The sequence below is a fragment of the Legionella septentrionalis genome, assembly GCF_003989745.1.
GTDB classification, from domain to species: Bacteria; Pseudomonadota; Gammaproteobacteria; order Legionellales; family Legionellaceae; genus Legionella_A; species Legionella_A septentrionalis.
Genome location: NZ_RZGS01000002.1, coordinates 126,293 through 141,217, shown reverse-complemented (window position 1 = coordinate 141,217; position 14,925 = coordinate 126,293). Strand labels below are relative to the sequence as shown.

Genomic DNA, 14,925 nt, shown 5'->3' with positions numbered 1-14,925 from the left:
GCAACTGGGCGTCATCATTCATGCAATAATTCTTCTATGCTTAAGCTCTCGTTTTTTAAAAATTTTGCAATAACTTGGTTAAATTCAGCCGCGAGTTGATCCTTGCAGGCAGTGGTAAGCGGCGCATTGATTGAAAACAAATACTCTCCTTTAAAGCTTTTGGAAAAATAAATCCATAAAGTTTCATTTCCTATGGGCCGGTCCACGCAGCTGAAATGGTTCGGAAACGTATAATTTAAATCGCCAAATTGCGCAGACTCTACTTCCTTGGTGAAAAAGCTCGGGGTAATGCTAATTAAAGTGCGTAAACTGCGCGGCTTTTGCAAAGGGATATTCCAGTTAAACCACCGGTTTAATTTATATTTTAAATTGATAAATTTTTTATCCACGCTTAAATGGCTTAGGTATTTAAAATAGTAATCGGTTAATGTCGCGTTGATATTATTTTTTACAAAAGCATGCTTCCATCGCACCTGCTGCCATTTAAAAACTATGTATTCCATCAAGGAAAAATGAAAATCTGCCAACCCCTTATCTTTAATTAGATGCGGGCATTTTTGGTAAGGAGCAGCTTTTATCAATTCATTTTCTATGCATTTAATGCAATCTAAAAATGTATCCTCGTCTTTGACGCTGATGTTGATGCGTTTATATTCGGAAAATAAACCCAGCACGGATTTATACTGGCTGCCTTCCCGACCGCTATGAATTAAAATAATGGGAATATTATTTTGACCGCTCAGCTTATAGAAAGCAATTTGACAAGCGGCAATCAACCCGGTGCTCACATTCAAATTGTGGTGCTGATGCCAATTAATAAATTTCTCCATCATCTCGTGAGGCAGCGGATAATGAAATAAATTTTTTGTCTGGCGGGTTGCATCCGCTAAATGCGCATGTTCCCCGAAATATAATTTTTTGAAATTTTGATTATAGCGCTGCCAGAAATGAACTTTTTCGGCAAGATTTGCCTCATACTGGCGGTTATTCTCTTGTACGTAATCGAAATACCCTTTTTGCATATCGGGCAAGTGTGGTTCTTTTCCGCCTACAAGCTCTGCATACACCGCTTTTACCTCATTAAACACAATTTCACAGGATGCATCATCTACAATAATATGCGGCATGATTACCTGCAATTCGTGCAAAGAAGGATTAATTTTGTAGAGAAATACGTTAATTAAAGGTGGTTTGCTGAATAAAACCGGCTGCATGAGATTATGGTAAAATTCTTTGTGGCAAGCATCCGGCACATGGCTTAAAGAAATATCTTTAAAAATTAACTGAAATTTTCCAGTCTTCTGAAGCGCTTGCACGGGAACCTGTGCGTCAAAGCCAAGCCAGAACACTTCGTGGCGTTTAATGACTGTTTCCAGTGCTAGTTTTAGGAAATCCGGGTTAAGCTTACCCTGCAATTGCACTTGTAAGCCAAGATTAAAATTATATTTTAATTTTTTAAAAGCCCAGAACAAAAATTGAAAATCGCATACTGGCAAACCTGAATTCGTATTTTGTTGCACCTCGTGAGTTGGCGTTTGTATAAAACGCTCCAGTTCATGGGCGATGTAGCGGGCGATTTTATCGGTGTTTGGCTCATTAATGAAATATTCAATGGAAAGGCTCAATCCCTTGCACTGTAGTTTATCGTGGATGCGGTTTCTAATTTCAATTGCCATTAAGGAATCTAAACCCAAAGCAAATAAATCCTTTTTTGTCAGGCTTTTCATGTCTTCCAATTCCAAAACATCGGCGGAAATTTCTTCCAGCGCTTCGCTCAAAATTTTAATACGGTCCTTTTTTGGCAAAGTCCGCAAGACATTTAAAAAATACGGGGTTGCTGCCGGAATATGTTGCGCCACATCCGCAAAAAAGGCTGGCTTCGGTGTCTGCTTTAAATAAGACTCCCAATGAAGCAAGCAAGGAGAAATCTGCACGATGGGTTGGGACAATAAAACATCCAGGATGTCCATTTGCTCTTGCTGCAAAGGAATAAATCCGCGTTTTTGCAAGGCCGGTACCAAATTGGCTGTCATGCCGACGTGGGCAAATGGCCCCCAGTTTATCACCAACCCTGGCAAGCCTTGCCGCTGCCGCATGTAAACCAATCCATCCAAAAATCCGTTTGCTGCCGCATAATTCGCTTGCCCGCGTGCACCAAGCAAAGACGCAGTCGATGAAAATAAAACGAACAAATCAAGCGCCAGATGTTTTGTTAATTGATGTAAAATCAAGGCACCATCCCGTTTCGCACTCAACACTTGTTCAAGCTGCTGCACCCCCAGATTGACGATCAAACCATCATGAATTATCCCAGCTAAGTGAATAACTCCCTTCAGCGAGCCCGCCTGGTTAAGATTCCCAATTAGCTTTTCCATCTCCTGATAGTTGGCAACATCGGCTTGTGCGTGCTTTATAAAAATATTTTTTTCTCTGGCGCGCTCGATTAAAACCTGCAATTCAACAGGACAACTGGAGCGACTGGTTACAACGATGCGTTTAACTCCTCGCTGCATGAGGTAGTTTATCATCGCCATACCCAAACCACCTGTACCTCCTGCGAGAAGATAACAAGCATTATCGGCAAATATTTTTGCCGGGGCTGAATGAGTAACAGACAACTGTTTTTTCTTTAATCGCGGCACATAAACAGCATCGCGGACTGCAACTTGATCATCCAGGGCATGGTTGGTAAACACGTATTGCAGGGCTGGGAGCAAAGCGGAATTTTCACTTAAATCAATATGAAAATTTTTAGTAAGTTCAAGCTCATTCCTAAAGCTTTTCCAAAACGAACTTGCCATGGTGTGGTAAGGATTAACTTCATCCCTTGCATGAATCGCATAGGCATGTTCAGTAATTAAGGTAAAACTGTTTGCAGGTGATTTGAATAATGTTTTACAGCAGTTGAATAAATCCTGAAATTGGCTTTGCTCGTAGAAAAATATAAGATTTTTACCCTGTAAGCTAATCTCGTCCAATTCTTCGAGGAATTGATGATTTGTATCGCCTAAAAGATAAGTTGCCTTTTTTCGATCTTTGCTGATAACCAAAAATTCCGGGAGTTTTTCCCTAAGATTAAAATTAAACTCAATTTGATTCCACTTGATATGATATAAATTTTGCAGCAGCGATTCATAGGCAATGAAGTGATTACGCGTGACGGCTCTTAATTTTAATTCTTCAATATAGCCTAACAATAAACCTGAATTATCATAAAAATTCAAGTTGACATGCAATTCATTGGCGACCACTGTATTGAGCCTAGTTACCTCAACCCAAACCGTGCGCGGTGCTTCTTGATAAACCGCCATACGAGTGAATGCAAAAGGAACATAGGGAGTAGTTACCTCGGCATTCATTCCCAATAATAAAATGCTTTGCATGGCACCATCTAATGCCACCGGATGATAATAATAACCGGCATTTTGGCTATGTTGAGTTAAGCTAACTTTGGCCAGCACTTTATTGTCGTGCACATAACCTTGCTGCAAAACCTGAAATTCTTCGCCATAAAACAAAGACCGCTGCCTGAAATTCTCATAAATTTCCTGTACATTTACCGGCGTCCCAAAGCTTGCCTTTAAATCATCCATATTTACTGAAGCCTGAGAAACAGGTAAATGGTTCTTTATGTCCAGGGTGGAAAAATTTTGCCAGGCGCCATCTTGCCGCGCGAAAATATGTATTTGATAACCGCCGTCATGCTTGGGTTTCACTTGCAGCTGAAAATCTTGATTTTCTTTTGGATATAAAGGCCGTTCGATGAAGAATTTTTCCAGCGTAAATGCATTGCGTTTAAAAATCCGCTTGGCTGCAGCCAGGCTCGCTTCAATGTAGGCCGATGCAGGAAAAATTATCTTATCAAAAACACAATGTTGTTTAATGTAATTTAAATGTTGCAAATTCAATTGCTGATTAAATAAATATTCCTCATGCGGCAACGATAACATTTGCCCTAAAAGAGGATGTATTTGCGGTATTGATGCAATTTCTTCTTTTTTATCCAGCCAAATTTCCGTGCGCTGAAATACATAATTTGGCAGCAATACTTTCGTGAAATCATTTTCTTGTGTGTGGTAATACGAAGACCAATCAACGGCATCTCCTTTCATGTAAGCATGTAGCAATGCCGCAAGGGCCGGATTATCGGGAATTTCCAGTTTGTTATTTTCCATATACGACGCTGCAAATTTTCCTGCTGCCAGTAATTGGCTTGCTGTTTGTGAATTTTCCGCCATTAGCGCCAAACGGTAAGCGTAATGATCACGGCAAGTGGCTGCAGTAAAACAAATATCAGCAAAATCATGGCTGCTTTCTTGTAAAAAGAGCTGATACCGCTTGCTTAAATTTGCCAGAGCAGCTTCCGATTTCGCTGACAGTAAAAGCACCTGTTGTTTCGCCGGTACGGCAGCTCTTTTACGGGGCTTGCCAACAGGGGCCGCCTGCAAAATAAGATGCGCATTCGTGCCACTAAAGCCGAAAGCGTTTACTGCGGCGCATTTAGAAGCGGAGGCCCAATCGATAGTTTGTAAAGGGATCCTCGCTTCATGCAGCTGAATGTTCGGGTTTAATTTGCTGAAATTTAAGTGCTTATAAATTTTATTATTGCGTAAACTGACCACGGCTTTAATCACACCCGCAACGCCCGCGGCGCTTTCAAGATGGCCAATATTGGTTTTGACGGTGCCAAGATACAACGGTTTATCGGGTGAGCGCTGCTTTCCATATACTTCATTGATTGCCTGCACTTCAATCGGATCGCCTAATGGCGTCCCCGTACCATGCGCCTCAATGAATGAAATTTCATCCTGGGCTAAGCCCGCATGCTGCAATGCCTTTCTCATTACGGCTTCCTGGCTCTTACCATTAGGAACCGTCAAGCCTGCTGTTTTACCATCATTATTCACCGCAGACGCCTTAATCACGGCCAAGATCCGGTCTTTATCCCGCAGTGCATCCGCCAGCCTTTTTAGAAATAACACCCCATATCCTTCGGCACGCACATAGCCATCCGCCCGCTCATCAAATGTTTTACAAAGACCTTCTGGAGATAAAGCACGCGCTTTGCACAAAGTAATATTGGATTCCGGCAGTAATAAAACATTGACCCCGCCGGCCAGAGCATAATCAATTTCCCGGTTTTTCAAACTCTGGCAAGCATAATGAATGGCGACCAAGGAAGAGGAACACGCGGTATCAACGCTTAGGGATGGACCTTTTAAATCGAACGTATAAGCAACGCGCCCTGGAATTAGATTTAAAACATTTCCCGTGATGGAATATGCGCTTAATTCTTCAGTGGAAAATCCGGATTTTTCAAGTTGGGTATAATATTCATTAGGGCCCACGCCTGCAAATACACCGGTTAAACTGCCACGCACGGACTCAGCAGGATAATTTGCATTTTCCAATGCGAGATAACATCCTTCTAAAAAAAGGCGTTGCTGCGGCTCCATCAATTTGGCTTCACGCGGGCTTATGCCAAAAAAATCCGCATCGAATTCTTTAATGTTTTCAAGTAAACCCATTTTACTTACATAAGATTTGCCGGGCGCCTCGATGTCTGCATCATAATATTTTCCATTATCCCAGCGCGTAAGCGGGATATCCTTAATTCCGCTTAATCCTTGCTCCAATAGGGCTTCAAATGCTGCAATGTCAGGGGCATTCGGCAGTGAGCAACTCATGCCGATGATAGCAATTGCATCCTCTTGCTGGTCTGCAGTTGCAATTTGTGTTTGCATTTGCGGCAAATGTTTGTCGAGTTCTGTTTGGATGTAAACCGATAGTTTGTGAATGGAAGGATAATCAAAACCGATGCTGACAGTTACCTTTAGATAAGGCTGCAATTTTTTCTTAAGTTCCGCAGCCAGTTCCGTAATCATCAGTGAATCAAAACCCAACTCAAAAAAACCATCCTCTTCGTCCAGCTCTCCTGCCTCGGAAAGTTCCAGGATGTCTTTGCAGATCGCACTTATCATGTCTTTGCACGCGTTAAGATGCCCGGCAGCAGGAATTGCAACGTATTGTGCTAACCAGCCTGACAAATTTTGCGGTACAAATGAGGATGCAATTGCTGTCAAATCATTAGACAATTGCTTATGAAAGGCCGGTTCTGGTTTAGGAACAAAATCCAGCATAAATTTCAGATAATCAGGAGAAATAATGGCGGTGTGCTTGAATTCGCCATTTATCAAAATTTTAACGAAGGTATGGCCTTGCTGATTGTTAATCAATGCATGGCGGACACTGGGGTCGCGGGAACGCTTTTGCGCCATGCCGACTTCACCCCATGGCCCCCATTGAATCGCAGTTCCTGGCAAGCCCAAGAGATGGCGTGTTGCAATCAGGGCATCTAAAGAACTATTGGCAGCGCCATAAACTGATTCTTTATTGCTGCCGAAAACAGAAGAAATGGACGAGTAAACTACAAAAAAATCTAAATCGTAATGTTTTGTAAGCTCATGCAAATACCATCCGCCTTTTACTTTTGCCGAAAACAGATAATCCACATCTTTCTCGTCATGTTCGAGAACCGAAGCTTTAATGGCCGCACCTGCAGCATGGATAATCCCTTTCAGCAACCCGTCTTGATTCAATTCTGCTAAAAGCTGTGCTAATTTTTCCTTATCGGTAATATCCAAACTAATGGTTTGAATGCTTGCACCGGGATAATAATATTGAATTTTTTTAATGGTTTCCTGCAATCCCTTTTTTTCCACATCGCGGGAAAGAAGAATTACGTGTCTGGCGCCGGCGGACAGCAAGGCTTGTGCTGTAATTAAACCCAACCCGCCGCAGCCACCGGAAATAAGATAGCGGCTGTCGCGATCCAGTAGCCGTTTAATTTCAATTATTTTTTTACTCTTTAAGCGGGCAACCAAGCGTTGACCACTTCGGTAAGCCACGAGATGCTCGTATTGATTGTCGTAATTGTGGCGGATTTCATCCATCACGTGTCGAACATCATCCTTCTGCATCTTGTCAACATCGATAAGAATCGTGTTGAATTGCGGTAATTCCAAAACCAGTGTTTTACAAAATCCGACGAGCGCACTGTTGCTCGCATTAAACTCAGTCACCGCCAATTCCGGAATACCGTGCACCGTTAATACAATTAATTGCAGTTTGATTTGGGCTGCATGCAATTTTTTAAGCAGAGTTAATAATTTTTTAACCGTCTGCTGTTGAAAATCAATGGCGGCATCAACTGGCAACGGAGCTTCGTGCAAAGCTTCGGCAAATAAGACGCCATCCAGTGAATTTAATGGAACATCATCCTGCTCGAGGATGATGTTTATCCCTTGTTCGGCAAAGTCGGCAACCCAGGTTTCGGGGCCTATAAAAAGCCAGTTGTTACCAACAACCCGCGGCTTTTGCCTGTCCAGGGCTTGTTCTTGCCATAGCGTTTGAAAACCCCAGTCTTTGGGCAGCAAGCCGTCTTTAATTTTATCTTTCGCACCAAACCAGTGTTCTTCACGCACAAATTCATACAATGGCAAATTTACCTTGGCAAAGCGGCAAGCCAATGAGCGGTAAACGCTTTCCCAATCTATCTTAATGCCTTCTTCATAAGCGCGCTGCAATCCTTCAAGATTATTGGGAAGTGATGCCGCTTGTTTTTCCTTATGCACATGATGAATGCAATAATTTTGTTGTTCAATTTGTGCGGCAGCTTCCTGCGCCGTACTCGCCTTGATAGCTACCCGAAATAAAAAATGGCTGCGGCAGGTAGCTGCCGTATAACAAATGTCAGCAAACTCATGCTCGGTCTGGCTTAAATATTTTTGATAACTCGCCAACATCAATTCCAGCGAGTCCCGGCTTTTGGCAGAAATGACCAGCAAAGATTCGGCCGGTAAACTGCGCCCTTCTGTTATTTTACCCGGCATTTCTTGCACGATGACATGAGCATTGGCACCACTGAACCCAAAAGAACTAACCCCCGCACAGCGTAACCCTTGTTCTTTTGGCCATGCTTGTGTTTCTAAAGGAATAGCCATGTGTTTCAAATTAATTTGCGGATTTAATTTTTTAAAATTCAGGTGCTTAAATAATTGTTTGGTTTGTAGGCTTAAAACGGTTTTAATGACGCTGGTTACTCCTGACGCACTCTCCGAGTGGCCCAAATTGGTCTTTACCGAACTGATGTAAAGTGGGTGTTCGTCGCTGTGCGACTCGCTAAAAATTTTACCAAGCGCATTGACTTCAATCGGGTCCGCCAATGGCGTGCCTGTTCCATGTGCTTCAATAAAATCAATATCACCAGGCAAAAGCCTGGATTTTGCCAGCGCGCTTCGAATTACCTCTTCCTGAGCGGTTCCATTCGGTACGGTGAAACCACCGCTTTTGCCGTCACTGTTTGCAGCAGTGCCTTTGATAACGGCCAGAATGTTGTCATTATCCCGGATTGCTGTGCTTAAACGCTTTAAAACAAGGATGCCGCATCCTTCGCTGCGCCCATAGCCATCCGCATCTTCGCTGAAAGTTTTGCAGCGACTTTCCGGCGATAACATCCTCGCCTTGCATAATGTAATGTTCGAATCAGGGCTTAAAATAATGTTAACGCCTCCAGCAAGCGCCATATCGCAATCACCGGCTTGCAAACTCAGGCAAGCGTTATGAATGGCAGTCATTGAAGAAGAACACGCGGTATCGATCGCTTGAATCGGACCATGAAAGTCGAATGCATACGCAACCCGGCCTGCTAAAGCATTTAATACATTTCCAGTGGCAAAATAAATATTCAACTCTTCCAGCGTTACCCCTTGATAAGCAAGGATACGCGGATATTCATTGGTTCCCACACCGACAAAAACGCCGGTTTTGCTGTCTTTAACGGCGTCTAAAGAGAGATTGGCATCTTCCAGCGCGTGGTAACTGGTTTCCATAAAAATGCGCAATTGCGGCGACATCAATTTGGCTTCGCGCGGACTGATATTAAAAAATTCGGCATCAAAATGTTTAACATGATCAATCAAACCCATTTGTCTTACGTACAAACGGCCCAGCGCATTTGGGTCAGGATCGTAAAATTTTTCATTATCCCAGCGCTCAAGAGGGATATCATCCATGCCGCTTTCACCCTGTTCCAGCAAGGATAAAAACTGGGCAATATTAGCCGCCTTGGGCAAACGGCAGCTCATGCCTATAATGGCAATAGGTTCTGCATTAAGAACATGGACAACGGGCTGCCGATGAACTGGCGGGGGGGCCAGCAATTGCTGTAATTGCCGGGCAAGCTTGTCCACGCTCAGATAAGAAGCTGATTGATTTAAGGAAAAAGGGATATTGAATCGCGGCAGGAACATTTCATGAAAGATTGCATCCAGCGCGCTCAATTGCACGGACGTTAACCCTAAGCTTTGCAAATCTTGAAAGACATCCAATTCTTCTTTTTTTAATAGGGTTTGTATCGAAGCAGTCAATTTGCTCTTGATTATCTCAATCTGCCCTTCTTTCGCTTGCGATTGCAGCTCATCCAACCAATGTGAATGCGCGTTAGGGCGGCGTGGCTCATGCCAATATGGCTTCCTGTCAAACTGGTACAAGGGAAGATCAATTTTATTAAACGGCGCATCCACATGAATGGTTTTACCTTGCAAAAATGCCGCATGGATTTGCCTGGCATCGCAAGTTATGGTTGCAAGTTCTTCTGTTACATTAACCTTAAAAATCTCATAATCTTTAGCAGTAATTTTTTTGATAACAGCTTCTTTGTCTTGCACCAGAAAGGCACAGCGATATTTAAATTGATCACGGCAATTGAGCAGCGTACAGCAAATATCATGAAAATCTGCCGCAGTTTGTTGTAAAAAATACACATAATCCGACAACATGCGCTTTAATGAAGGCTCGCTGTTTGCCGAAACGACAAAACAATTGCACGGATCGGATTTCATAGGCAAGGGCCTCGGATAAGACGCGGGGGCTTCTTCTAAAATGACGCATGCATTGGTTCCAGTCACGCTAAAATTGCATACTTGCACGTATCTTTTTTTATTTGGCTCCCTGGTAAACGGTATTGCTTCATCGGGCAGCAGCGTCGCAGCAGTTTGCAAGCCGATGGCAGCATTTGGCAGCAGGTAATGAAGATTGGGCGGGATGGTTTCATGTTTTAATGCACACAGCGCTTTAAGCAATGAAGCAAGGCCCGCTGCAGAAACCGTGTGCCCCAGATTGCTTTTCAATGCGCCAATAATAAGCGGCTTATTCGGGTGCTGATTGCGATGAATATGCTGTATGGCATTGAATTCAACCGCATCGCCAACTGCGGTGCCGATGCCATTGGCTTCGATGTAATCAATATCACGGGCTTTAAGATAAGCTTCCTTAAGAGCCGCTTCATGCAAAGCAATTTGCGCTTTAAGGTTAGGAGCGGCAAAACTATGTCCCCCGCCATCCTGATTCATCACAATACTTTTGATCACTGCATAAATCTTGTCATTATCCCTTAAGGCATCGTTTAAGCGTTTAACCACCACCACAGCGCATCCTTCGCTGCGCACATAACCATCTGCCTCGGCATCAAAACTGCTGCACTGGCCTTTAGCGGACAACAAACCCGCCTTGCTCAGCCCAATCCAGCTTTCTGGGCATAAGCCAAGATGCACTCCTCCGACAATAGCCATAGAGCATTGTCGGGCCCTCAAGGCAGTGGATGCAAGATAAAGCGCGGATAACGATGAAGAACATGCCGTATCTACGACCACGCTTGGCCCTTTCAAATTCAGAAAGTGAGAAAGCCTTCCTGCTGCTGCACTGTTTGCAACGCCTATAGATGTATGAGCATTGAATTTAATGCAATCTTTATAATTAAGCTGGCTGTATTCATGCGTGGACATTCCACAAAAAACGCCAGTGGCGGAATCGCTTAGGGATTTGCAGGGGATGTTGGCATCGTTTAAAGCGCGCAGCGCAACTTCAAGAAAAAGACGCTGTTGTGGATCGATTTGTTTGGCTTTTGCGGCAGATATTTTAAAAAAAGCGGCATCAAATAACGCCACATTTTCCAGAAAGCCTCCCTTGCGGCTGACCATTTTATCGGCTTTCTTTCTATCTTTTGCATGGTAAGCTTCAATATCCCAACGTTCTTTAGGTACTTCTTTGATTGGAGTCTTCTTTTGCATCAGCATGGCATGCAATGCTTCTACCGTTTCAACATCGGCGCCTATCCCTGGGAACTGACAATTCATGCCAATAATGGCAAGTGGTTCATTGCCTATAGCTTGTGCAGCATTTTCTTGATGGTTTACCACTTAAAACTCCCTGCAATACCTAAACTTAATAAGCAGTCATACATGAATACAACAACCTATTGCCTTGATGCGGCTGTTTGCCATGCATCCATGTGATGTTATCCACGATCATAAAATCTCCTTTCTGCCACTTGAATACATGGGAGTGACGTTGGATGATGCGGTTGATTTCCTCTATTTCTAAAGATGAAAAAGCTTGACCATTACCATAATGACAAACTAATGGCAATATATCTCTAAAAATCAAATACCTACCTGCCAAATATTGATGCAAAGGAAGTGCATTCAATTCCCCGAATAAAAAATTAGAATAATAATTTAAATAAGCTGCACAGTTAAACCATACGTTTTGCCGGGTCAGCGGGTGCTGCAATACCCCAGGCAAATATTGCCGCGTTATTAAATCCCTATCCTTCTTACTCCAAATCGTTTCAATCCCAGTATGACTTAATTTTTCTGTAATTTTTTCCTTATCGCTACCAAAATAATCGCGCCAACTGCGGGCGCTATTAGCCAGGATTTTCCTTAGCGCGTGATATTGCAGAGTTGCTCCATGAAAAAAAGATTGGTACATAACACCATGTTTTAGCAATTTTTCCTGAATAGCAAAAGGCATATCGCGCCAAATATCTGCCGCATTGGCAAATATTGTGCCCCCCCCCTGCTCTGGGGGAATGACGCAGCAAAAATAAATGTAATTCGGTGGATTTTTTGTCCTTGGTTTCTCATGATGCAAAGGGAGTGCAATATCGGGTGGCAAATCGCTTGATGTATAGACGTCATTCGGCAACACAGTGCGTGGAAAATCATAATCTTTCGTGCTGCAGCGTTTGCCAAGGCGGCAGGCTTCGATGATGTTGGAAAAATCATCCGGATTATTACAGTTAAAACCACGGAATAAAATTGCACCGTGCTCTTTAAGCTTCTGCATGTAATTGCTGTGCTGTGCAACTAGCAATTCCAACAATAAACCCGGACTTGCCGGCTTATTTGCAGGCGCAGCAATAACCGGGATATTTGCACTGCAAGCCATAAACACACTCATGTGCTCCACCTATCGTCGTTATTTAATCGCCTCTAAAAAAATGGGGCGCGTTGCATAATACAATTGCCCGCCATATCTTCGCTTGCAAATGGCTTGAAACGTGCCAAGCATCGCGTCCAGCAATTCTTGCATAATTTCTTCGGGAAAAGATTTCATAAACGGCATGGTAAGCAGCAAATTTTTAAAATAAGCAATGCTGGGTAATAATGTATGAGTATTGTGCAGATTTAATCTGATTTGTTTGTAAGGTAAAGCTGCCAAGACGCGGATGACGCGTAAAAAATAATTTTGTAAGGAGTTATCTGAATTGACGTACTGCTTCGTTAAATCACGATAGTAACGGTTAGTCATAAGTTCGTGCCAAACTTGTGAAATGCTGTTGCCGGAGAAAGACGAAAATATGGCATAGAATTTTCCTCCTGGCTTTAAGGCATAAAAAATATTTGGTAAAGACAACTCGATCCGCGTCCAATGTAAACACCAAAAAGAAAGTGCAAAATCAAATGCTTCTACAGCATAGAATGTTTCAATGTCATGCACGGCAAATGATAAATTACTTTGTGTCCAATGTTTGACTGCGTGATGAATCATCTCTATGGAACTATCTATGCCATGAATGTGCCCTTGCTTTAATTTATTAGCCAGAGCATGACTGTATGCCCCATCACCGCAACCGATGTCTAAAATATTTCCGTAAGGCACAATATTAAAATTTTTACAAAATGCATCGCTGGTTTCTTTTTGAAAATAATTTCCAGATTTGTATTCCTCCGGATCCCAGCTCACTTTTTCTCGCCTATTACATATATAGAATTGCGGATCATTATATTTTGCAGAAAATAAAGACTTAATACCATGCACAAGTGTACACGAGCTAACCTTTTCTTAAGGAAAAAGAGATATAATTTATTTATATTAAACATTTCACTACATTATGAAAACCAATGAGCATATTTTCGATAAATCGGTGATTTCCATCATTGCAGAACCGATCTTGCTTTCTGAACCCATAGAAAAACAAGCCAATTTAAAGAAACTTAGCGTTGCAAGATTCATGAACCATGCTCTGGCATTTACCTCAGCGGAAACTATAAAATTTCAACAAGAATTATCAAGCTCTGATTTTGATTTTAGCGAAAAAGATAAAAAGGAGATCGGCCGCGGCGCCTCTTACGCAATAACTGATGGTTTAAAGGAATTGCAAAAAGCTGCTGAATCAGTGCCAATTACAATAGAATTGGCACAAAAGGAATTGCAGGAATTGGGTGTCACGGAGGCCAGGCAACAAAATTTCATATTAGGCCTCGTCTTGCAATCCCGCATTGGCTGGCCTTTTACCATCACCCGCACCTTGCAAGGTTTGCTGGGCGATGCTGCCTATGAATACGATACGGGTGCCAATCTGGTCATTTCTTCCGGATCGACTCAAATTACCTATGATGCAAAAACAAATTGCACTTATCTATCGACAGCAACTTCATTAAAAAACAAACATACGGAAAGTCTTACCGAAACAGCTTTTGCTGAAATCCATTCAGTTATTGCAATTGGCGCAAACCAAGAAGCTACCCTGCAAGAAATTAAAATTTGTCTTTTGCCTGCAAATGAATTAACACACCAAGCATTAAAAACTAATTTAGAAACATTTTTCCTGAAGGAAGGTTTACGTGTTGAGCATGATTTAAAACCCTCTGCGTGGAAATATCTTAAGCATATCGTACTTGCATTAACTGGCTTGGCGGCAGCCGGTACTATTGGTGCTGCAATAGGCACCGCCATACTTCCAGGAGTAGGCACTGCAATCGGGGCAGGTTTTGCTGCGGCAGTTGCTTTACTTATCATTGGCCTTGCACGCATGATATTTGGCAGCCCTCTTTCGCAATTATTTGGCGCAATCCTTACTTCGCTTGCTGCAGGAAGCATTGGCACAGGAATTGGCGCTTTGCTTGGAACATTCATTTTTCCAGGCCTTGGCACCGGATTTGGAGCGTTAGCCGGCGCCTGTATAGGGACTGCTGCAGGCGGGGTATTTACCGGGTTTGCACAAATCATGAAAGGGCAATCTGTTCTTAGCAAACTGGCTGGAACAAGCCTGACCATGGCAGCAACAACCGCTATAGGGGGAGTTATCGGCACTATTCTCGGCAGCATTTTCCCGCTGGCCGGTACTCTGGCAGGTATGGGCATAGGATTAGGTCTTGGTTTTGCCATAACCGCTGTTCCGACCTTATTTACCCTGTTGTTCGTAGGAATAAAAAAAGGCATTGAGAAATTGCAGCAGAACAATTTGCAAAACCAGGCTCAAAATGTAATTGAAAATAAACCACCCTTGCCCAATACCGCTCATGTGGTCATGTCTGCCCTAACAAATGCCGAACGCGAAGAGCCACGGTCTTCTCTTGTTCTCCCGGCGCAGTCTACCAACCCAATAGAGAATGAATGTCCTTTAAAAAAGAGAGGGGGAAATGCATTTTTTAAAGTTCACCTAGAGGAAAATTCGGATGAGGTACAATTTTCGGAAACAATGCCCGACAAAATGGATAGAAATTCTGCAATCTAGTCACGGATTTAAAACGTTAACATTCTGCAAAACAAAAAAGCGTCAGTAAATCTTTTAAGTTT

At 42.8% G+C, this 14,925-nt stretch carries 4 protein-coding genes; 1 reads left to right on the top strand and 3 read right to left on the bottom strand.

Features of this window, described 5'->3' with window-relative positions:
- Nucleotides 1-14 precede the first annotated feature (14 nt).
- Genes ELY11_RS01705 through ELY11_RS01695 form a run of 3 tightly spaced genes read right to left on the bottom strand, consistent with a single transcriptional unit; the run spans nucleotide 15 to nucleotide 13,089 of the window.
- Entirely contained in the window at nucleotides 15-11,258 is an 11,244-nt protein-coding gene (locus tag ELY11_RS01705) for an SDR family NAD(P)-dependent oxidoreductase (protein ID WP_127032394.1), read from the bottom strand.
- A gap of 25 nt (nucleotides 11,259-11,283) precedes the next feature.
- Entirely contained in the window at nucleotides 11,284-12,303 is a 1,020-nt protein-coding gene (locus tag ELY11_RS01700; RefSeq protein WP_127032393.1) for a TauD/TfdA family dioxygenase, read from the bottom strand.
- Nucleotides 12,304-12,321: 18 nt separating this feature from the next.
- On the bottom strand, nucleotides 12,322-13,089 hold the full coding sequence (locus tag ELY11_RS01695; RefSeq protein WP_127032392.1) for a class I SAM-dependent methyltransferase: 768 nt from the start codon (nucleotides 13,087-13,089) through the stop codon (nucleotides 12,322-12,324).
- Between the two features lie 148 nt (nucleotides 13,090-13,237).
- On the opposite strand from ELY11_RS01695, the gene ELY11_RS01690 reads away from it, so the two are divergent.
- Nucleotides 13,238-14,863: an MFS transporter gene (locus ELY11_RS01690; RefSeq protein WP_127032391.1), complete on the top strand. Its 1,626-nt coding sequence runs from the start codon at nucleotides 13,238-13,240 to the stop codon at nucleotides 14,861-14,863.
- The last annotated feature ends 62 nt before the right edge of the window (nucleotides 14,864-14,925 follow it).

Coding starts and splice junctions, on each gene's coding strand:
- ELY11_RS01690 (WP_127032391.1), top strand. CDS start 13,238: ATGAAAACCAATGAGCATATTTTCGATAAATCGGTGATTTCCATCATT.
- ELY11_RS01700 (WP_127032393.1), bottom strand. CDS start 12,303: ATGAGTGTGTTTATGGCTTGCAGTGCAAATATCCCGGTTATTGCTGCG.